Raw genomic sequence first — 20,549 nt, 5'->3', positions numbered from 1 at the left:
AACACATGTAATAAAAATTTATTTAAAAATTATTTTTTCATCATCTTTTTAATTTCTTTTATTTTTAAACCTTACCTTTTCACCTATAATAATGCATTTAGAATTTCCTTTATGACCTATTTCCTCAGTTTTAATTATAGGAATATTTGCATTATTTATAGTACCTTTTATTAGCTCAGCAATATTGGGTGAATAATTATTATCTTCCATCTCAGTAAAATTTCCAAGTATTATTCCTTTTATATTATCAAAAGCACCAATCTGCTTGTATTGATTTATATATGTACTCATTTTAGCTACATTACCACTTAAACTTTCTAAAAACAATATTTTATTATTGAAATCTGGCATATACTCCGTGCCTGCCAGCTTTAAAAAGCATCTTATATTTCCACCAATCACAATACCCTCCATTTCTTCTCCTTGGATCCATCTATAATTAAATGTTAATAAAGAATTATCTTTCTTCTCAATAAATGTATTTTTAAAATTTTTTATTTGATTTTCTGAATCATTACCTATTAAGTTTCTTATTTGATATAAATAAGAACATACATTAGATTTTGAATATAATGAATTTAACACTACCGAAAGATCACTGTATCCAAAAAATGGTTTAGGGTTGTTTTTGATATCTTCAAAATTTAAATATTCTAAAATACCATTGGCTAAATCCCCACCTGAAACATCAAATATAACTTTTATATCCTTATCTTTAAAAAATCTCATAAGTACTTGTGCTTTTTCAATATTTGTTCCATTAAATATATCTTTCTCTTTAAATAATTTTTCACTAAAGACTACTTTTAATCCTAACCCATTTAGTATTTTTTTAAGATTATTTAAATATACCTTTGATTCTAAACTTAATCCATTTGAACATGCAATAATTCCAACTGCATCTCCACATTTTAGCAAACTCAATATAATTCTCCTCTCAACACTAAATATATATTATTATATCTCATTTTCATAGTTCTTACTAAAATTAATTTCTTCTACATAGTTTTTATGATTTTTTATTAATATTTTTGTATATTTGTACATCTTATTATAGGATATTTGTAATATTTTAAATAAAGGCGAATAAATATTAATTACAACTTACGTAAAATTGATTATTATGATTACATATACAATTATATAGGTGCAAATTCCAGGCATGAGAATTTAAACCTTAGATAAGATACATATAAGAAGTTGCACTTGTTTGTTTTAAATCAAATGAGGTAGGTAATGACTCCTGTAATAAAATTATTTATAAAAAATTTAATGATTTAAATTATTATAATAATGTCTCTCAAAAAAAATAATTACTAATAAATAAGTATCAATTCAATTACCAATGAAGATAAAGAACTGCCTGTAACTTTATTTTAACATATAAAATCACCTAAATTACTTTATATTTCATTGATAATCGATTATTAAAAAATAGTAATTTAATTATTTATAAATATTATAATTATGAATAATATTTATATTCTTGTACTTTTTTATTGTTGCTTATAACATAAACTGAATTTCCGACATTTCCACTAGTTCTATATACTTTCTTGCTTTTTGCTCCTACAAAGATCACAGATTCTACATATTCAGAATTCTCTATATAAAATGAATATACAGTTTCATTAATACCATAATTTTCGATTAGTGTTTCATTTTTTCCCTTACTTCCAGCAATAACAGTATAACCTTTATTAATCATCCATGCTAGATAATCTTTATCTTCCTTATACATTATTTTTTGGGCTTCTTCTAGGGTAATTTCTTTATCTTTTTTATTATCCTTGCTACTTCCACTATCCCACCCGTCTTGAATCCACTTTCCATTAGGTCCTATATAGAATTGTCCAATGTACACATTTGTTACCATTACCCCAGAATTATTCAAATAATACCATGCTCCATTATCTTGTATCCATCCTGTCTGCATTTGCCCTGAATTTGGCGATAAATAATACCATAAACCATCACTTTTTATCCATCCAGTAGATTTATGTCCACCATTATAATAATACCAGTCATTATTCTTCTTTACCCATCCAGTAGATGGTGATGCCTGCACACTGCATTCAGATACAGTAGTTAAAATAACGCCAATACATAATATTTGTGATATTTTTTTTAGTTTATTACTTTTCATCCTTCAACACCTTCCTTTATATTAATTATGTATATTTCGTTATATATAAATTTATTAACATAATTTAAAATATATAAATAAAGTATAAATTCATTTATACTTAAAAATTAAATAAAAAAGTTGTTTCTTAGAAAAAATATGCTCTATACTTTATACTATGTATAGATAATTAATTTATGGAGGTTGTTTGTATGTCAAATTTATTTAAACATTCACTAACAATATCTAATAGGCAGGATTTTATAAATATTACTTCTTATATAAAAGATGATATAAAGCAAAGTAAAATACTTAATGGAATTGTTATATTATACTGTCCGCATACTACTGCTGGCATTACAATAAATGAAAATGCAGATCCTGATGTAGTACATGATTGCATTTATGGATTTGAAAAAGTTTATCCAACATTTGATAAAAATTATAAACATTTCGAGGGAAATTCACATGCACATTTAAAATCATCTACAGTAGGTGTTTCTCAGATTCTAATTCTACATAATGGCAGTTTAATACTTGGAACATGGCAAGATGTTTATTTTTGTGAATTTGACGGGCCACGAAATAGAACCTTTTATGTAAAAATATTAGAAGGATAATCTTTCTTTATTAGCAGTATTTTATTGTTCCTATATATGATATAGATTATAAATTTTATTGTTCTAAATTTATTCTATAATTTCGTGAATAAATAATAATCACCGCATAGCAAGTGGTTTTATGTTTCGCATTCGCTCAACAGAGTAAAGTCCATAATAAAAACTCCTAAAAACATTAATGATGTTTTTAGGAGTCTCTATTTCCTTATTACTTAATACAGATTGAGAGTTTTTCACTTATCCCCACGAATTATTCCACCTCATGCCCGGTATTTTCAATGCATTTTTTTATTTCTTGACTAGTTGCAGGATTATTGTAAGCAACCTCTACGGTTCCTCGAGCTAAATCAACGCAAACATTATTAACCCCTTCAATTTTATCAAGTGCATTTTTGACTTGAGTTTTCATTTCTTCATTTGCTAGGCCATTAACATTATAATGTTCTTTTTTCATTTTTATTTCTCCCTTCTTTATTCAAGTTCATCTAATAGTTTTTCCATTTTTTTTATTTCTTTTATTTGATTCTTTTTAGAATCTTTATAAAGTTTAACTATTCCCTTATCTTCATTATATTTTTCTATATTATCTAACATCTTTACAGTAAATTTACCATGACAAATAATATTCTTTAAGAACACCCTATCAACAATATCTTCTTTACAATCATTTTCCATCTCTTCAATCATTTCGTTATATATCTCAAGGTATTCTTTTAAATATTTTTCTTCTTTGAGCTTATCTTTTGTTAAATTATTTTTTATGCAATCTAATATTGGTTCAGCATTACTAATGTTTTCAAGAGAATTACGTATACATTTTTTAGCTTCATTTCTTACTTCTTTACTGTCACCATACTTAATTAAGTTTTCACTTAACCCAATCTTTATCTTATTTGCATAAATAAATTGATTTAAAAAATCAACAGTAATATCTTCTGTATGTATATCACATACTTTTTCACATTCTTTTAAGCTTTTAATTATTTCTTTATGTGAATCCATATACTCTTGTTTTTTTTCTTTACTTTCAGCAAATATACTAATACTAGAAGATAAACTTACAATAACCCCTAAAACAAATATCATTAAATTCCTTACGATTTTTTTCATATGCTTACTACAATATAATATGTAGTATTCACCTCCTTAAGTAGTAATAAATCCTCATTTTATTATTTAGTATTTTTTTATGTTATATACTAGAATATATTGTTAATATTTTATTATCTTTTAAATTATCTATTTAGATATTAAAGAAAATATTATATAATTGTTATATAATGAAATGTTTACATAGTAATTAGAGCTAGATTGAAAGGAGAATTATTTATGGATGATGTAACAGTTGAGCAAAAAATTTTTTTATCTAGCAAAGATGGTAATAATGATGTAGAAGAAAAATTTGATGAAATGGCTGGTTTTTTATTGCTTTATCATTCAGCAGTAAAAGAGGTAAAAACAAAACTTGAAATTTTAGATGAAGAATTTAAAATAAAAAGGAAACGTAATCCTATTGAATATATGAAATCTAGAATTAAAACTCCAAAAAGTATAATGTCCAAACTTGAGAGAAAAGGATTTGAAATAAGTATAGCATCTGCTAAGAATAACTTGCATGATATTGCAGGTGTCCGTGTCATATGCTCATTTGTTGATGATATTTATGAAGTTGCAAATACACTTATTAAACAAGATGATATTATATTAATAGAAGAAAAAGACTACATAAAAAATCCAAAACCTAATGGTTATAGAAGCCTACACTTAGTTGTACAAGTTCCTGTATTTTTTTCTGAACATGTAGAACTAGTAAGAGTTGAAGTTCAAATCAGAACCATTGCTATGGATTTTTGGGCAAGTCTTGAACATAAGTTATATTATAAAACAGAAAAAAATGCTTCTTTAGATATTAAACATGATTTAAAGGAATGTGCAGATGTTATATCTTCTACAGATCTTAAAATGCAGCAAATACAAAGACAAGTTGAATTTTTAGATTAAAAAATTTCATAAAATAAGAAGACTAGAAATCCTGAATCTTAAATTTCTAGTCTTCTTATTTTTTACTATTCCATTAAATAAATAGTAGCTTCTTTTCTTCCAAATGCGATTGCCTCTTCATATGATGGTACCCATACGTCAATAACGTATGTACCATCTTCTTTAACTTTAATTGCTCCACCTCTATCTTCCACATCGAAAATACCATCTGATTTTAAATTTGTAAGCTCTGGTATATATATTTTACTACCTAGAGGGATGTCTTTTGGAGCTGCGATAACACCAATTCTTGTATGAGTTTCCATAGCTGTTTTAGAACCCCATCCATCTGAACATCTTGGATCATCGCAATAAGCTGTTAATTCCGCCTTAATCGCTCTTTTAAATGTCGTGTTTTCTTCATAAACCTCATTAGGCGGAGTATTTTCATACTCTTCTACATAGTCTTCATGAACAAAACCTTGTATATCATTATATTTAATCTCATACCATTCATTAGTTTTACTCAATATCTCAAATGTCATACCATTCATTAAAACAGTACTTGCTCCACTGTTTATGTCAGGCGTTTCTCTTACACATAAATTTGATTCAACATCTACTACTTGACCATAAGGTAGTAATTTTTGTTTTTCTTCCTTTACTGTAAGTTGATTCATCATACTAACCGTATAATTATTATTTTGATTAGTATTTACTTTAGGCGTTTCGCTTTTAGAATATTCTATGTTTCTATTTATAGATTCACCTTTAACTCCTTTAGCAGAATATAAAGACATTCCTATAACTAGTGAGATTGCACCAAATGCACATCCCCTAAACATATATTTCTTTAAGTTCGACAAATAACCACTCCTTGTTTCTTTTTTGCAATTTTTCTAGAAATTAATCTTTAAAATAAAAAATTGCAGTGACATCGACATGGCATGAATTATTATAGTATATAATTGTTATTTATGCAAAGCAATAACATTCCTTAATTGGTCTTTTATATTTTTTATGTATTTTAAATCCAATTTATTCTTGATTTCTAGCCTTTTTTATGCATAATTTTTTCTAATGTAGGCAAAATATTTATTCTATTTTTTTATCTAAATATATTATTTTATGCTCTATTTAATATTATTCCTGTAAATATACTGTGCATTTCTTTCTTCCAAACTTTTCAACTTCATCATGATTTGAAATCCATACATCTATTATATATGTTCCATCATCTTTAATTTTTACTGCACTCCCCCTATCTTCTACAGAAAACATTCCATTAGCGGCATAATCTTTGAGAATAGGAATATATATTTTACTTCCTAATTCTATTTCTTTTGGTGCTGCAACAACCCCTACCCTTGTCCTAGTCTGCATTGCAGTAATATCTCCCCACTCTTCTGAACACTCTTTACAATTACAATAAGCTGTTAATTCTGCATCTATTTTTATAAATTTTTCATCATCAACAATAGTATTCATATCATCTTTCACTTCTTTTATCACTTCGTTTTGTATTTCTTTTCTTTTATTAATAGTTTTTTGCTCGTTAGCAAACGTTATATATGCTAAAAATCCACCTATAAACATTGAAAAAATAATACATAAGCTACACAATACCTTTTTTGAATAAAACAAACTCTGATTCTCCTCGTATATTTTTTATAAGTTTTGTTTAATTACACAAAATAATGTTAATAATATCCATAGTAATATCTTTTAAATTGTTCACAGAAAGGATGTACTAATAATGAATATTAAAACTATACTCTCTTCTCTTATTAAACTTTTTGTTGCCTCTTTAATATTATTCGTATTATTTTTTAAAACCTTTGGTATAACAGTAGTTAAAGGATTTTCTATGAATAACACTATTGATAATGAAGATGTGGTACTTCTAGATATGTATACGTATCAAGATAATCTTCCTAATTATGAAGATGTTGTTATAGTAAAAAGAAATTATTCTAATATTGATTATTCATATAAAAATAAATTTCTAATTAAAAGAGTTATCGGCTTGCCTAATGATAAAATTGATATATTAAATAATAAATTATATAGAAATAATAAATTGGTCTCTGAGTCATACATAAAAGAACCTATGGAATGCGAAAACATGACCTTTTATATTCCTAAAGGTAAAATATTTGTAATGGGTGATAATAGAAACGATAGTTTAGACAGTAGAAGCAATAAAATAGGTTTTATTGATGTTGATCATCAGCTTTATGCAAAAGCTATATATGATATAAGCCAAAATAAAAGAATATGAAGAAAAAATTCTTTACTTTAAAAATAAAGAGACCAACAAGAAGATATATTAAATAAATCTTCTTGTTGGTCTCTTTTCATTTTTATACTTCAACAATAACCGGTAAAATCATAGGTTTTCTTTTAATCTTTGAATAAATATATGATCCAACATCTTTTCTTATTGTATTTTTCATTTCTGACCACTGAGTTATATTTTTTTCAAGACAATTTCCCACTATTCTCAAAGCTTCATTTCTTAATTCATTTATTAGTTCTTCACTATCTCTCACGTAAACAAATCCTCTTGTTATTACATCTGGGCCAGATATTATAAATTTATTCTTTTTATCTATAACAGTAACTATAGTTATTATGCCATCTTGCGATAGATTTTTCCTATCTCTAAGAACTATATTACCAACATCACCTATTCCCATTCCATCAATAAGAACTCTACCTGATGGAACCTTTCCTGCTATTTTACCTCTATTTTTATAAAGTTCAAAAACATCACCAATTTCTAATATAAATATCTTATTTTCATCTACTCCCATATCTTGTGCTATTTTGCTATGAGCTCTTAACTGCTTATATTCTCCATGAACAGGTAAAAAGAATTTGGGTTTAAGAAGGGCTTGAATAAGTCTTAATTCTTGCTCACAAGCATGCCCTGATACATGAATATCTTCAATCGCCTTATAAATTACATTAGCACCTTTCTCTGTTAATGAATTTATAACATTAGAAACTGATTTTTCATTTCCTGGAATCGGAGTAGCAGATATTATAACCATATCACCTTTTTGTATCTGTATATTTCTATGAGTAGCTGAGGCAATCCTTGTTAAAGCCGACATTGGTTCTCCTTGACTTCCTGTAGTTACAATAGTTATTCTTTCATCTGAATAATTATTTATTTCATCAAGACTAATTATCATTCCATCTGGAACATTTAAATATCCAAGTTCCATTGAGACTTCTGATATTTTCTCCATACTTCTTCCACTAAACGCTATTTTTCTATTGTGCTTTTCACATGCATTGACTATTTGCTGTAATCTATGAATATTAGATGCAAATGTAGCAACTATAATTCTTCCTGTTGCTTGTAAAAATAGTCTTTCTAATGTTTCACCAACTGTTTTTTCCGACATGGTATATCCTGGCTTAATAGCGTTAGTACTATCTGCCATTAATAATAGCACTCCTTTTTTCCCAAGCTGTGCATACCTAGCCAAATCCATAACTTTATTATCTATTGGTGTAAAGTCAACTTTAAAATCTCCACTATGAACAATTACACCTAATGGTGTGTGTAACGCTATTGAACAGCTATCCGCTATACTATGATTATTTCTTATAAATTCCACCTTAAAATTATCAAGTTCAACTATTTCGCCTGGCTCTACAACATTTAATGTACAATCACTTAAAATATTATGTTCAGTAAGTTTACTTTCTATCAAACCTATTGTTAGCTTTGTGCCATAAATAGGTACATTAATTTGCTTAAGAACGTAAGGCAAACCTCCAATATGATCTTCGTGTCCATGTGTTATAAAAAAACCTTTAACTTTATGACTATTATTAATAAGATATGTTACATCAGGTATAACAATATCTATACCATATAATTCTTCATCTGGGAATGATAATCCACAGTCTATTACCACTATTTCATTTTCATATTCAAATGCAGTAATATTCTTTCCTATTTCTCCAAGCCCACCTAATGGGATTATTTTTACTTTCTTTCTATTAGGTATATATTTTCGCTTCTTCTTTACTTGTTTTTTTTCAATATTATTATTTTCCAATTTTGTACTCCTTAAAATTCCATTTTCTCTACTATATTTTTCTTAATTATACATTTTACTTTATATACATGCAAGTATGCTTGTACTTTAAAAATATTATTTAAAATATTATTCAATATATAACATTACTTTTTTATTATTACTTTTTAATTTTATTTTATTCATATTTATGTAGAATAAAAAATAGACTGCACCCAAATTACATACTCATTCTGATGTAGCCATTTTTATTAACTCTGATAATCATATTATATTGTCACTCACTCTCTTTTTCTGGACCATATACCCATTTTGCTTTAACATAATTATCATTTGTTGTAAATGTATCTACTTTTAATTCTTCTGATTTAGCTTTAATAGTATTTGTGCTTTCTTTTTGTTCTGTAGCCTGTTCATCTGAATCTACAGTTTCTTTATTTCCACAAGAAATCAAATTTAAAGTAAGCACTAAAATACAAAAAATATATATTATTTTTTTCATTTTTACGTCAATCCTTTTCAATAATTTCAAATTATTTTACATTGAATCTAACAATTTTAAAATAAAATTGAATTCTTGATTTGCTTGTGTCAAAATACTAATTCCCACATCCATTAATAACTTAGACTTTACATATTCCATCATTTCTTTTGCTATATCTGTATCTCTAATTCTGCTTTCAGCAGATTGTAAATTTTCTGCTGTATTATCTAATGAAGAAATAGTATACTCTAATCTATTTTGAACTGCGCCTAAAGTAGCTCTTATGCCAGATGTATAATGTATGGCATTTTCTATTTTAGATAGGGCACTTTTAGCATCATCTTCTGTCTCTATACTGATATGTTGAATGCCAAGATCATTTAATGTAGCTCCTTCAATATCAACAGATATTATTTGATTCGCTTTATTTCCAACTTGTAAATTAAGACCATCTGACCCCTTCTTTTTATCAAATGATCCATCAAGAAGTGTCATTCCATTAAATTCTGTATCTTTTGCAATTCTGTTTATTTCTTTTTTCAGCTCTTGTAGTTCCTTATCTATAAGTTTTCTATCACTATTTGTATAAGTTCCATTAGCAGCTTGAACTGCTAGTGTCTTCATTCTTTGAAGCATACTATGAGTCTCATTTACAGAGCCTTCGGCTGTTTGCATTAACGATATTCCATCTTGTGCATTCCTGCTTGCTTGAGTCAAACCATTAATCTGACCTCTAATTTTTTCTGATATAGCAAGCCCTGCTGCATCATCACCAGCTCTGTTTATTCTAAGACCAGAAGATAGTTTTTCTATGCTTTTACCCAAAAGATCATTATTTATACCAATATATCTAAGAGCAAACATAGCATTTAAATTATTTCTTATTGACATTCCCATCTGAATCACCCCTTTCTCACATTTGTGAATTTACCCTATATTTTTTTATCGAATAAATAATTTTGTAATTTACCATAAAATAAAAAGATGTTGTATTAAATTCACTATTTCTGATACAACATCTTTTCAACATTCTAATTAAAATAATCTAGTAATATTTTTTTATCTAATTCTTCAATATCACAGTCATCTATTCTACTTTTATTGATCCATTTTGCTTCATCATATGATTTATCTAGAATGAATTTTTCCTTTAATGTTCCTATATAAACCTTTATAGCTTCATCTTCATTTATTTTATATTCTTTAAATTCTTTATTGTCAAACACTATTGTTTTCAAAACATCCTTAGCAGCTCTTGCAAGACACTTTTCATCACTTTCTTTTCCTCTAATCTTTTGTTCTAATAAAGTCCATTTAGAAATAGTACCTCTTTTAGCCTTCCTTTTCATTATCAATACATTATTAAAATCATCCTTTATTAATTGTATACATCCTATAAACTTCATTTAAATATCCCCCTTTTTATTCAAGTAGTTTTCTAAGTATCATTTTTTCTATATTTAATATGATTATATTATACATTATCAAACACTATATTTAAACACTATTTATAAGATATGATAAAAACTTTGTTTAATAATAGCAAATAATTGGAGTTCCTGGTTCAATATTATTAAATATTGTTTCTGCAACTGCATATGGAGCATTAACACATCCATGTGAACCATTTGTTAAATATATTTGTCCACCAAATTCATTTCTCCATGTTGCATCATGTATTCCTATATTATTGTTAAATGGCATCCAAAAATTCACTGGCGAACTATAATTTTCTCCAACTAATGTAGCATTTCTTTCTCTATAGTTTAATCTATATGTTCCAACAGGTGTTGACCAATTATTACTTGCATTTCCTGTTACAACATCACCCTCTGTTATAAGATTTCCATTTTTATAGAACCACATGTGTTGTTTAGTCATATTTATCTCAACATATGTATCTCCAATATCATTTTTTGCTCTTGATACTGCTGTTTGTGAATATATAGGCTCCCTTTCTATTGATTTATTTTCTTTAAGATCCTTAACTAATTCATCAACCTCTTTAGGTTGATCAATAATCCATCCATAATTCCCCCCACTAACTTTAATCTTATCCCCATCTGTTGTGAGAAAATCTCTATTTCCACCAAATGTATTGTATTTACTTGCTAATTTATAAACATATTCTTTAATTTTCTCTTTATCAAAATTTATTTCAAAATCTTCTCCTACATTAAGCCAATTACTAATTATACTACCATCAACAATTTCTTTTTCGTCTCCAACATCATATGTAATTGTAAGATCTATCATTGAATTCAACTTATCTTTAGCATCAATTACTTCTTTAGAGTCTTTTGTATAATTAGGATTTTCATAACAATTCTCTTCTTCCAAATCTAATATATGTTCACCGTTTTTTATAGCATTTATGATCTTTTCACGAAGAACTTCCTTATTTACTTTTGTTCCTACAACTTCGTTTGTAATCTCAAATTTATTATTCTTAAATTCAAAATTCGCATCTTTAGGTTCAACTATGTTTCCAACGTCAAAATATGTAAGATTATCAATATAATCATCTAATAAGCTTTCATTATAAGAAACCATGTCTATTGTCAAATTGCTATTTTTATTAAAAAATCCTAAAAACCATGTAAACGGATTTTGGCTCTTTTTTATTTTTTTTAGATCATCATTTGATTTATAAGATAATTCAATATCATTTCCTTTAATTTCATCATTAACGTTTTCTCTACCATGTAATTGCAGTGTATATTCATTTATTTCTGATGATATTGTATTATTAGCTTCTTTTACGGTCTGTCCTGACACATTAATGCAGTTGACTACAGAATTATAATAAAAATGATTACTAAAATAAATTGATATACTTAAATATATTATAGCTAAAGGTGAAAGAAAAATTATTGTTTTTTTCCATAAATCAGCCTTATTCTTTTTTTTTCTACTCATCCAAAACTTCCCCCTAACATATTATATATTATACTATATATTTGTTAGAATAAAACTAATTATTAATACTTTATCAAATTGATTATTTGAAGCATTTTTTTAACATAATATTGTAACACATATCTATTATGTCGAATATATTATTAATATAAAAAATAATCAAAAAGGAGATTATGTATATGTCACGTTGCGATTCAGATAGAGATACTTCAAACAGAAGAAGAAGAAGAAGAAGAAGAAGATGTAGAAGATGTTGTTGTTGCAATAATTCTAATCGTAGATCTAACAATAATTTTAATAATCGTTTTGGTAGATTTAACAATGGTTTTGGTTGCTGTGGCCTTGGTGGCTTTGGTGGCTTTGGCGGCCTTGGATTATGGCCACTTTTATTCCTATAATATTTAAATAATATTATCAATTATATTCTTAATAATATCATCAATAATAACAAAATAGTTATTTTCACCTCTCCAAGTTTTAAAATGTAAAATAAAAATGGACTTATAAAAATATATTGATTTTTATAAGTCCTCCATTTTTAACTAAACATTTTTTTTAATGCAATCTGAGCCTTCTCAAGACCTTGCTGAGCTGCTTTTTTATACCACGAATAAGACAAACTGTAATTTCGTTTTATCCCTTTTCCTAAATAGTGCATCCCAGCCAAATTATATTGTGCATAAGAATAGCCTTGATATGCAGCTTTTTCATACCATTTAGCTGCGATCCTAAAATCTTGTTCTACTCCAATTCCTTCTTCATACATATATCCCAAAATATTTTGTGCTTTAGAATATCCTTGCATGGCAGATTTTTCATAAAGCATAAATGCTTTACTATAATTTGTATTAACACCTTTACCGTGCATATATAAATTTCCTAAATTATATTGTGCAAAACAGTCTCCTTGCTTTTCAGCTTCCAAGTACCACTTTTCTGCCTCTTTATAATTTTGCTCAGTACCTTCACCGTCTTCAAACATGCATCCTAAATTACATTGAGCATCAACATGACCTTTAAATGCAGCTCTTTTAAAATATTTTAAAGCATTTTCATAGTCTATTTTTGTACCAAGTCCATAATAATACATATACCCTAGATTGTATTCTGCAATACTATATCCTTGGCTTGCTGATCTTTTATACCATTTTATTGCCTTCTCATAATTTTGTTCTCCTAGTTCACCGTTGTAATATCTGTCTCCAAGACTATTTTGAGCTTTTTTATTTCCCCTTTCTGCATATTTCATAAGAATCCTAAGATTACAGTCTTCAAAATTTATATCTGCATTCTTATATTCCTCAATAAATTCATTAATAGATAATAATACTCCACCCAAATTCTCATCCCCCAGTATTCATTATTATGTAAATAAATATTTTTTATTTTACTTTGTTAACCCTCATAATAAATTTATAACATATAACTTCTAACATTTCTACATATGATATTGTTTTCGTACATATATTTTTTTAAAACTTATATATTACCTTATAAAATCATCAATATATTTCGAAAATATAACATATTTAACAAAGTCCTGAACATTGCTTTTTTGACAGTTTGCTAATTTTCTAACAATATTTTTTTCTTCCCTTGTTAATCTTATACAAATAAATTCATCATTGAAAACTTCATATTTTATCTTCATTAGCACTGCCTTTTTTATATTTCTAAAAAACTTCTTAATATCCATATCGTATCCCACCTATTTTAAATATTGTTGATTTTTATAAATTTCCTTTAATATATATGATAAATTTTATTATAGTATGACTATGATTTAGTAATTACTTGTATATAAATTGGAAATTTGGTAACAATATTAATTGCATGGTTCTCTGTATCTCCTAATTGCACAAATAAAAAAGACTGTCTCAAAAAATTTGAGACAGTCTTTTCTATTTGTGCTTAAACTTTAACATTAAGTAATCCCTGTTTAAATTCTGATCATTTTATATTAATTATATTCTTTATCCAAAATTTATTATGGTAAATTCTTAATTAATATATCATCTTTTTTGAGTTCTAATTCGCACTCTATAGTAAAAATCATTTCAGGAACATTGGCAGTTTCAATCTCATCACCGTCTGCATTTTTCATATTTTTGAGTTCTATAAGTTTATCATCGCCTTCTAATGCCAATAATTCAACTGTTTCACCATTATAAACCTTATTTTTTTCCTGTATAGTTGCAACTTTGGTATTAGAATCATAATCTTTAACTATTCCAACTATTTCGTATGCTCTAATGTATGATGAACTTCCATAACTTTGTTTAACTTCCTCATCAAAATAGAAACCTGTTGTAAATTCTCTATGACTTGGTTTAACTAGGTATTCCATCCATTTTGGATTAAATTTATATTCTTTTGGATTTTCAAAATATGTATCAATAGCTTGTCTGTATGCCTTTACCACAGAGGCTACATAGTATACACTTTTCATTCTCCCTTCAATTTTAAAAGAATTTATCCCTGCTTCAATAAGACTTGGTAAGTATTCTATCATACATAAATCTCTTGAATTCATTATATATGTTCCAGAGCCTTCATCTGTTTTTTCAATTAGCTCATTTCCATCTTCTTCATATAAATGATATTTATATCTACATGGTTGAGCACAAGCTCCTCTATTAGGATCTCTTCCTGTTAAATAATTTGATAACATACATTTACCTGAATATGCCATACACATAGACCCATGTATGAATGATTCAATTTCACATGTGTCTGGTAATTTTTCTCTCATTTCTTTTAATTCTTTCAATGTCATTTCTCTTGCTGTAACAACTCTTTTCACACCAAAATTATGCCAAAATTTTGCCATTTCATAATTCAAGCAACTAGCTTGAGTACTTAAGTGTATCTCTAGATTCGGAACAACTTTCTTGGCAATTGTCATAATTCCTGGATCTGCAATAATAGCTGCATCAATTCCAAGCTCGTATAATTCCTTAAGGTACTCTTCTATTCCTTCTAAATCTGAATCATGTGGAATTATGTTCAATGTTACATGAACTTTTTTACCTCTTGAGTGTGCAAATTCAATTCCCTCTTTTAATTGTTCAGTCGTAAAATTATCTGCATATGCTCTTAAATTTAACTTACTTCCTCCAAGATATACAGCATCAGCTCCAAATTCTATAGCTGTTTTAAGCTTCTCTAGATTTCCTGCTGGTGCTAAAAGCTCTGGTTTATTCATTTGATATATACTCCTCTTAATTACTAAAATTATATTCTTTTATGTGAAATTAAATATTTACTTATTCCTATCTTCGAAAGCTCCATCATCTTTATATATAAATCTTCACTTTCTTTTGATAATCCATCTGGTATAAGATCAAATTTATACCATAAATTAACAATATCTAATACATCATTTATATAATTTCTATTATCTATATACTTTAAATCATATCCATTTTCATCAATTATACTTGTATTATCATCTAATTCATATATCGGAATATGATATGATAGATATGGATTATTATTATTTTTAAATTTGTTAATATTGCTAATATTATTTTTATCTATATATCTTATTCCATTTACAAATACAGTATAATTATAAAATGATATTCCTTGTACATTACCACTCTTATCTAAAATACTTAAAAGCTCTATATCCGTCATTATTCTCCCATGAAATCCTCCAAATTCCAATCTTAAACTGTCATCATTAAATTCTTCACGTATTGGACAAAAACCTATAATAAATGTAAGTAAATCTGGAAATAGTGCATTTAGATTACTATTATAATATACTTTTTTATTTTTAATATAAATCCAATCATTTTCTAATAAAGTATGTATTTCTTTATTTAGTATTTCCAACTGATTTATATTATTTTTAACAAAATCACCTAATATATTTTGCCTGCTTTCATAATCCAGCCCCTTTATATTGAATTTTTTTAAATTTATTTCTTCTATCTTTTTATTTTTCATACTAAATCTACCTTTATTAGATTATTATTGTATTTATTATTATAGACAATACTTTTATTAATTATATATTTAATTATAACATAAACGTATTTTATTACTAATTGTTTTCATTGATATTTATATAAATTTTACTTAAGTTTCATATTAATAGTTCAAAATATCTAATTAAACTTAACTCCACAAATTTTTTTCAACGTAATAATTTCTTAAAGAATAAAAAAATCGCCAAGGCGACTATGATATAGTCTTCTATAAAAATACAAATCCAATAGAATACAATAGCTTTTATAAAACGTAATCCTTTAAGCCGTCGATTTTTTTCAGCGCACTCTGGATTTTCTGAGCTTGCCGAAGAAAAGACCAGGCGCATATAATATTTTTTATTCTTTAGGAACTATGCATTTAGTTTATTGCAATATTTTTAAAAATAACTTATCCACAGATTATCCATGAATATAATTTCCTAAAGAATAAAAAAACATAGCATAATGCTATAAGCTTATGTGCTATGTTTTTCCCTACTATCTCATTACTCCATCTGATCCAAGATAATATCCATCTACATATGTGTTACTTGCCATTTTACCACTGCTGTATAAGTAATACCAATAGCCATTTACATTAACCCATCCAGTTTTCATTATTCCACTTTCATCAAGGTAATACCAAGATCCACGTACATTCTTCCAACCAATAACTGGGGTACCTTTTTCAATAAGCATCCAATTTCCATCTGTTGTCATTGCCCAATAATCATATCTACTTCCTGTGCTAGGACTAATACTAACAACTTCCGGACCTGAAGTTGCTAATATCTGATCAAATGCTACTTCTTTTTCTTCTTTATCATCGTCGTCTTCATCTTCATCCTCGATTTGTGTTGTTGAAAATCTATTTTTATCTGATTCAACCTTATATTTACTCTTATTTATATCAGAATAGCTGTATCCTGGAGTCATATTTTCTAATTCTTCTTTATCATAATCATCTTTTGAGCTAGCTGCAAAAACAATGTTACATGGTAACATCATCGCTATTAATGCTCCTATAATAATTTTATTCCTATTCACAAAGACCATCTCCCAGCTTTACTTATATTGTTGTATTTAAAATCTTTTAATTTATTATCGTTATTTTTTGTATTTTACTTTATATGATATTAATATATTTTATAAATAAAAACTACTTGCATCAACCCATCTATATTCTGGCTTAAGCTTTTTTATATCTTCTACTAATTTATATAATGCTTCATCCTTTTGTTTGCATTCTAACATTACATCAAAACTTCTATCTATTTTTTTAGCTTTTTCAATAAATTCAATAAATTCTTTTGGATTAATATAATCAGCATGTCTTCTATCTTTCTCAAAATCCTTTGGCGACGAAAAGTGAACTTTAGGCGGAAGAACTTCTTTATTCCAAGTATTAAAAATATTCTCTAACATATATTCTAAATCTTCTCCTGAATTGTTACAATTATGGTGATGAACGTCCAAAACCATAGGTATTTTTAGTTTATTACACAACTCTAAAACTTCTTTTGCTGTATATGTTTTATCATCATTTTCTATTATTAAACGTGAAGCTATTTCTATAGGCATCTTTTTAAAATTATCTATAAATCTTATTATTCCATTTTCTTTTCCATATGTAGCTCCTCCTACATGTAGCACCATTTTCCCTTCAGGATAATTAAGATCCTCAAACCATTCCACTTGACACATTAAATTTCTTTTAGTGTTTTCAACAACTGATGGGTTAATACTATTTAATACATTAAATTCATCTGGATGTGTATCTACTCTCATGTTCGATTTTCGTATTAAATTTCCTAAATATTCAAAGTCCTTTTTAAATATCTCTCTATGTCCCCAATATCCAACTTCAGGATGAGTAACTAGAGGAACTAATGCTGAAGTTATTCTATAAAAATGTATATTATTATTAATGTTATATTTTAGGATTTTCTCTAAATCATTTAGATTAGATAAAGCAACTGTTTTTAATTTTTCTAACTTCTTCTCCTTGCTTTCTTGTTTATTATAATTTGTAAAAGTAACATTACTTGAAGCTGTAACTTTTTTACCAAGCTTCATTGAGATAGAAACATACCCTAATCTAATTAACATATTTATCACACCTTTAGTTTAGTTAAGTTAATTAGATATATTTTATGCATAACCTGAGTTGTTTATTTACACAAACTAAAATAATTTATTGATTTATAAGTTCATTTATTTTTTCTGCATTTGTTTTTATTGTAAAAATAATATTTTCATCAATTCTTAATTTCGTTTCATTTTCATTTGTTTTTATCATATCTATATTTAAACCTACTTTTGAAATTTCTTTATATTTACCTGATGATATATCAACATTAAATTTTTTATCTTTCGCACCCGTTATTTTTATTAATACTCCATCTTCTTTATCTTCCTTAATTCTTATGTGAATAATATTATCTTTTTTACTACTGCATCCACTTTCACTTTCATATGGATGCTTTTCAATGGATGCTTTTCCTGTAATAGTCATCCATCCACCGCTCAAATTTGACTTGACTAATATGTTTAACTCATAATTTTTTTCTATTTCTTTTAATATTTTTCCCAATTCACAAACGTCAACTTCTAAATTCATAGTTACACCTCTTCTTCACTTGTTTTGATTGATTCTTAATATAGTTTATCATATATTAACATTACTATTCTATTAGCTTATTTATATGTCTAATATAAGAAATTCAACTATACTTTTCCAATATATTTATTTTATAATCTATAATTAAACAACATTATGTTATATTAAAAATTTGAATATTTCTTCTACTTAGGAAGTTTTAATCAATTACTTTTTATATCAATACTGCATAGTTAAAAGATCCAATAAATTTAAAGTATTAATTTATTGGATCTTTTACTATGTATATCCTGACTTATTCTTTCTTTTTCTTATTCTATTATTTTAAATTTTAAAATCTGACCTATCATATGTCTTAGCTTTGGGTTCACCAAACACTGCTTTAACGCTTTCCGCTTGTGGATTATGATTTACATTTTTATTCTTTCGTTTATTATTTTCCTTCATCTTATTAGTCATTGTTCCACCTCATTATTAATTTTAATTTTAAAAATGATCTTTTTCTTTATGCGGAGGTGCTCCGATTTTTTTACCATCAATAATTCCTAAATCCGAATTTCCTTTTGGATGTATTTTTCTTAGCTCGGCATTAGATTTTGGTCTATCATTTAATCTATTTTTATTATTGTCCATAGTACATCACCTCAGTAATTATGATGTACACTAAAATTCTTTTTATTCATTATTAATTAATTGATAGCTTTATTTCATTTATATTATTCTTAATAATGTTATTTCCTTTTTTAGTTATAAAACCATCATTATAGGTTTGAAGAAATTCACCTTCATAATTTATAAGCCTGCCTTTTGTAATCTCTGAAATAGTCTTGTCACTTTCATTATTAATGTAAATTTTACCACTATAATCTACAAATATATTATCTTTATTTACTGAATTTTTTAAGGCAAATGAATTCCATTTATTTTCTTCATTATTTAAATTAGTATTATATATAGAAGTAATTAATCCATCCTCTTCTTTTCCAAAATAAATGTTATCATCCTTATCAATTCCTAGGAGCCTAGATACATTTACATCAGGAATATTTATATAGCCAGATTCATTTAATATTGTTGAATTATTCCCCATTTCCATAACTGCGTTTGTATTAGTTCTTGGAACAACTATATTACCAATTTCTTTATTATGTCTTACTCTATTTATTTGATTCATTACATTTGAATAATATAAATCACACAAGCCATTAGCTTTTCGAATCTTTATATAAAGACTATGCGTTGAAGTTGAAAATGCTATATTTTCAACTCTATCATCTTCATTATTAACTGGTATTCTCATTTTATTATAATTAAAATCAACAAGTTCTCTTGCTTCATTCTTTTTAATATCATAAGAAACAGGTTCGAAATAAACTCCATCATCTTCTTCCACTCGCTGTATAACTAGCATTAAATCTTCATCATTTAACCACTTATAGTTTTCAATTATACCACTTGTCTCACACTTGAATTTATTCTCTTCCTTATTAGTATTATCAAAAACTTTAAGTTCATTATTTTTTGTATAGGCTACATAATTTCCATCTGATGAAACTGAAATATTTTCTACACTTTCTGGTAATATTATTTCATTTGGTTTTTCTTCCTTTACTTCCTCAACTGGCTCTTCTTCAACTTTTTTGGCTGTTATCTCTAAATCTGTATCTAAATATATATTTTCAATATATAAAAATATTCCATGCTGTATTAACAATGCTATAAATGTCCAAATTAATATTTTAGCTATACTTTTCAATTTTAGTTCT

At 26.5% G+C, this 20,549-nt stretch carries 25 protein-coding genes; 4 read left to right on the top strand and 21 right to left on the bottom strand.

Translation table 11 applies throughout. The features are described from left to right. Positions 1-48: 48 nt before the first annotated feature. Both BN2920_RS09975 and BN2920_RS22380 read right to left on the bottom strand, forming a co-directional pair. A complete protein-coding gene (locus BN2920_RS09975) occupies positions 49-924 on the bottom strand; it encodes a S66 family peptidase (protein WP_058294863.1) in 876 nt (291 codons plus the stop codon). A 541-nt stretch (positions 925-1,465) separates the two neighbouring features. Further along, the gene (locus tag BN2920_RS22380) at positions 1,466-2,146 is read right to left on the bottom strand and encodes a hypothetical protein (protein WP_058294862.1); all 681 of its coding nucleotides are present in this window, start codon (positions 2,144-2,146) and stop codon (positions 1,466-1,468) included. A gap of 191 nt (positions 2,147-2,337) precedes the next feature. Here BN2920_RS22380 and BN2920_RS09965 point away from each other — a divergent pair, with 191 nt between their 5' ends. Then, complete coding sequence (locus tag BN2920_RS09965) at positions 2,338-2,745, top strand: secondary thiamine-phosphate synthase enzyme YjbQ (protein WP_058294861.1); 408 nt, start codon at positions 2,338-2,340, stop codon at positions 2,743-2,745. A gap of 250 nt (positions 2,746-2,995) precedes the next feature. On the opposite strand, the gene BN2920_RS09960 is transcribed toward BN2920_RS09965, so the two are convergent. Beyond that, positions 2,996-3,199, bottom strand: coding sequence for a heavy-metal-associated domain-containing protein (locus tag BN2920_RS09960; protein WP_058294860.1), 204 nt, complete (start codon positions 3,197-3,199; stop codon positions 2,996-2,998). A gap of 17 nt (positions 3,200-3,216) precedes the next feature. Beyond that, positions 3,217-3,855 (bottom strand): phage integrase SAM-like domain-containing protein, encoded by a 639-nt coding sequence (locus BN2920_RS09955; protein WP_058294859.1) that lies wholly within the window; start codon positions 3,853-3,855, stop codon positions 3,217-3,219. Positions 3,856-4,074: 219 nt separating this feature from the next. Between BN2920_RS09955 and BN2920_RS09950 the strand changes: the two genes are divergently transcribed. Then, the gene (locus BN2920_RS09950; protein ID WP_058294858.1) at positions 4,075-4,746 is read left to right on the top strand and encodes a GTP pyrophosphokinase; all 672 of its coding nucleotides are present in this window, start codon (positions 4,075-4,077) and stop codon (positions 4,744-4,746) included. A gap of 65 nt (positions 4,747-4,811) precedes the next feature. On the opposite strand, the gene BN2920_RS09945 is transcribed toward BN2920_RS09950, so the two are convergent. Both BN2920_RS09945 and BN2920_RS09940 read right to left on the bottom strand, forming a co-directional pair. After that, positions 4,812-5,408, bottom strand: coding sequence for an SH3 domain-containing protein (locus BN2920_RS09945; protein WP_058296891.1), 597 nt, complete (start codon positions 5,406-5,408; stop codon positions 4,812-4,814). A gap of 460 nt (positions 5,409-5,868) precedes the next feature. After that, positions 5,869-6,369 carry a 3D domain-containing protein gene (locus BN2920_RS09940; RefSeq protein ID WP_097919261.1) on the bottom strand — a complete coding sequence of 167 codons (501 nt, stop codon included), beginning with the start codon at positions 6,367-6,369 and terminating at the stop codon, positions 5,869-5,871. Between the two features lie 112 nt (positions 6,370-6,481). Between BN2920_RS09940 and lepB the strand changes: the two genes are divergently transcribed. Further along, positions 6,482-7,006: a signal peptidase I gene (lepB, locus tag BN2920_RS09935; RefSeq protein ID WP_058294857.1), complete on the top strand. Its 525-nt coding sequence runs from the start codon at positions 6,482-6,484 to the stop codon at positions 7,004-7,006. Positions 7,007-7,088: 82 nt separating this feature from the next. Here the strand turns inward: lepB and BN2920_RS09930 are convergent, their stop codons facing one another. The 5 genes from BN2920_RS09930 to BN2920_RS09910 all read right to left on the bottom strand — a co-directional run bounded on the left by BN2920_RS09930 (position 7,089) and on the right by BN2920_RS09910 (position 12,186). Beyond that, entirely contained in the window at positions 7,089-8,804 is a 1,716-nt protein-coding gene (locus BN2920_RS09930) for a ribonuclease J (RefSeq protein WP_058294856.1), read from the bottom strand. 256 nt (positions 8,805-9,060) lie between these two features. Further along, positions 9,061-9,285 (bottom strand): hypothetical protein, encoded by a 225-nt coding sequence (locus tag BN2920_RS09925; RefSeq protein ID WP_058294855.1) that lies wholly within the window; start codon positions 9,283-9,285, stop codon positions 9,061-9,063. Between the two features lie 36 nt (positions 9,286-9,321). Then, positions 9,322-10,158, bottom strand: coding sequence for a flagellin N-terminal helical domain-containing protein (locus BN2920_RS09920; protein WP_058296889.1), 837 nt, complete (start codon positions 10,156-10,158; stop codon positions 9,322-9,324). Positions 10,159-10,298: 140 nt separating this feature from the next. Next, the gene (locus tag BN2920_RS09915; RefSeq protein ID WP_058294854.1) at positions 10,299-10,673 is read right to left on the bottom strand and encodes a hypothetical protein; all 375 of its coding nucleotides are present in this window, start codon (positions 10,671-10,673) and stop codon (positions 10,299-10,301) included. A 127-nt stretch (positions 10,674-10,800) separates the two neighbouring features. Next, positions 10,801-12,186 (bottom strand): L,D-transpeptidase family protein, encoded by a 1,386-nt coding sequence (locus BN2920_RS09910; protein ID WP_058294853.1) that lies wholly within the window; start codon positions 12,184-12,186, stop codon positions 10,801-10,803. Between the two features lie 179 nt (positions 12,187-12,365). Here BN2920_RS09910 and BN2920_RS09905 point away from each other — a divergent pair, with 179 nt between their 5' ends. Continuing rightward, positions 12,366-12,584, top strand: a complete 219-nt coding sequence (locus BN2920_RS09905; protein ID WP_058294852.1) for a hypothetical protein — start codon at positions 12,366-12,368, stop codon at positions 12,582-12,584. 140 nt (positions 12,585-12,724) lie between these two features. Here the strand turns inward: BN2920_RS09905 and BN2920_RS09900 are convergent, their stop codons facing one another. The 10 genes from BN2920_RS09900 to BN2920_RS09865 form a co-directional block, all read right to left on the bottom strand. Further along, the gene (locus BN2920_RS09900) at positions 12,725-13,525 is read right to left on the bottom strand and encodes a tetratricopeptide repeat protein (RefSeq protein WP_058294851.1); all 801 of its coding nucleotides are present in this window, start codon (positions 13,523-13,525) and stop codon (positions 12,725-12,727) included. Positions 13,526-13,672: 147 nt separating this feature from the next. Continuing rightward, complete coding sequence (locus tag BN2920_RS09895; protein WP_058294850.1) at positions 13,673-13,882, bottom strand: hypothetical protein; 210 nt, start codon at positions 13,880-13,882, stop codon at positions 13,673-13,675. A gap of 291 nt (positions 13,883-14,173) precedes the next feature. Beyond that, positions 14,174-15,391 (bottom strand): peptidase U32 family protein, encoded by a 1,218-nt coding sequence (locus tag BN2920_RS09890; RefSeq protein WP_058294849.1) that lies wholly within the window; start codon positions 15,389-15,391, stop codon positions 14,174-14,176. A 29-nt stretch (positions 15,392-15,420) separates the two neighbouring features. Beyond that, a complete protein-coding gene (locus BN2920_RS09885; RefSeq protein ID WP_058294848.1) occupies positions 15,421-16,140 on the bottom strand; it encodes a hypothetical protein in 720 nt (239 codons plus the stop codon). A gap of 521 nt (positions 16,141-16,661) precedes the next feature. Continuing rightward, a complete protein-coding gene (locus BN2920_RS22375) occupies positions 16,662-17,210 on the bottom strand; it encodes a cell wall-binding protein (RefSeq protein WP_374117010.1) in 549 nt (182 codons plus the stop codon). A 99-nt stretch (positions 17,211-17,309) separates the two neighbouring features. Further along, positions 17,310-18,272 carry a UV DNA damage repair endonuclease UvsE gene (gene uvsE, locus BN2920_RS09875; protein ID WP_058294846.1) on the bottom strand — a complete coding sequence of 321 codons (963 nt, stop codon included), beginning with the start codon at positions 18,270-18,272 and terminating at the stop codon, positions 17,310-17,312. An 85-nt stretch (positions 18,273-18,357) separates the two neighbouring features. Next, positions 18,358-18,783, bottom strand: a complete 426-nt coding sequence (locus tag BN2920_RS09870) for a hypothetical protein (protein ID WP_058294845.1) — start codon at positions 18,781-18,783, stop codon at positions 18,358-18,360. 324 nt (positions 18,784-19,107) lie between these two features. Beyond that, positions 19,108-19,242 carry a CPC_1213 family protein gene (locus tag BN2920_RS22370; RefSeq protein ID WP_253073998.1) on the bottom strand — a complete coding sequence of 45 codons (135 nt, stop codon included), beginning with the start codon at positions 19,240-19,242 and terminating at the stop codon, positions 19,108-19,110. A gap of 27 nt (positions 19,243-19,269) precedes the next feature. After that, positions 19,270-19,416: a hypothetical protein gene (locus BN2920_RS21735; protein WP_172437797.1), complete on the bottom strand. Its 147-nt coding sequence runs from the start codon at positions 19,414-19,416 to the stop codon at positions 19,270-19,272. A 52-nt stretch (positions 19,417-19,468) separates the two neighbouring features. Beyond that, a complete protein-coding gene (locus tag BN2920_RS09865; protein WP_058294844.1) occupies positions 19,469-20,539 on the bottom strand; it encodes a hypothetical protein in 1,071 nt (356 codons plus the stop codon). Between the last annotated feature and the right edge of the window lie 10 nt (positions 20,540-20,549).

The organism is Clostridium neonatale (assembly GCF_001458595.1).
GTDB lineage: Bacteria > Bacillota > Clostridia > Clostridiales > Clostridiaceae > Clostridium > Clostridium neonatale.
Note: the sequence above shows the minus strand (reverse complement) of the source record. Positions and strands in the feature narration are given on the sequence as shown.

Coding starts and splice junctions, on each gene's coding strand:
- BN2920_RS09910 (WP_058294853.1), bottom strand. CDS start 12,186: ATGAGTAGAAAAAAAAAGAATAAGGCTGATTTATGGAAAAAAACAATA.
- BN2920_RS21735 (WP_172437797.1), bottom strand. CDS start 19,416: ATGGACAATAATAAAAATAGATTAAATGATAGACCAAAATCTAATGCC.
- lepB (WP_058294857.1), top strand. CDS start 6,482: ATGAATATTAAAACTATACTCTCTTCTCTTATTAAACTTTTTGTTGCC.
- BN2920_RS09945 (WP_058296891.1), bottom strand. CDS start 5,408: ATGATGAATCAACTTACAGTAAAGGAAGAAAAACAAAAATTACTACCT.
- BN2920_RS09905 (WP_058294852.1), top strand. CDS start 12,366: ATGTCACGTTGCGATTCAGATAGAGATACTTCAAACAGAAGAAGAAGA.
- BN2920_RS22380 (WP_058294862.1), bottom strand. CDS start 2,146: ATGAAAAGTAATAAACTAAAAAAAATATCACAAATATTATGTATTGGC.
- BN2920_RS09890 (WP_058294849.1), bottom strand. CDS start 15,391: ATGAATAAACCAGAGCTTTTAGCACCAGCAGGAAATCTAGAGAAGCTT.
- uvsE (WP_058294846.1), bottom strand. CDS start 18,272: ATGTTAATTAGATTAGGGTATGTTTCTATCTCAATGAAGCTTGGTAAA.
- BN2920_RS09960 (WP_058294860.1), bottom strand. CDS start 3,199: ATGAAAAAAGAACATTATAATGTTAATGGCCTAGCAAATGAAGAAATG.
- BN2920_RS09915 (WP_058294854.1), bottom strand. CDS start 10,673: ATGAAGTTTATAGGATGTATACAATTAATAAAGGATGATTTTAATAAT.
- BN2920_RS09925 (WP_058294855.1), bottom strand. CDS start 9,285: ATGAAAAAAATAATATATATTTTTTGTATTTTAGTGCTTACTTTAAAT.
- BN2920_RS09920 (WP_058296889.1), bottom strand. CDS start 10,158: ATGTCAATAAGAAATAATTTAAATGCTATGTTTGCTCTTAGATATATT.
- BN2920_RS09955 (WP_058294859.1), bottom strand. CDS start 3,855: ATGAAAAAAATCGTAAGGAATTTAATGATATTTGTTTTAGGGGTTATT.
- BN2920_RS09885 (WP_058294848.1), bottom strand. CDS start 16,140: ATGAAAAATAAAAAGATAGAAGAAATAAATTTAAAAAAATTCAATATA.
- BN2920_RS09895 (WP_058294850.1), bottom strand. CDS start 13,882: ATGGATATTAAGAAGTTTTTTAGAAATATAAAAAAGGCAGTGCTAATG.
- BN2920_RS09950 (WP_058294858.1), top strand. CDS start 4,075: ATGGATGATGTAACAGTTGAGCAAAAAATTTTTTTATCTAGCAAAGAT.
- BN2920_RS09870 (WP_058294845.1), bottom strand. CDS start 18,783: ATGAATTTAGAAGTTGACGTTTGTGAATTGGGAAAAATATTAAAAGAA.
- BN2920_RS22370 (WP_253073998.1), bottom strand. CDS start 19,242: ATGACTAATAAGATGAAGGAAAATAATAAACGAAAGAATAAAAATGTA.
- BN2920_RS09965 (WP_058294861.1), top strand. CDS start 2,338: ATGTCAAATTTATTTAAACATTCACTAACAATATCTAATAGGCAGGAT.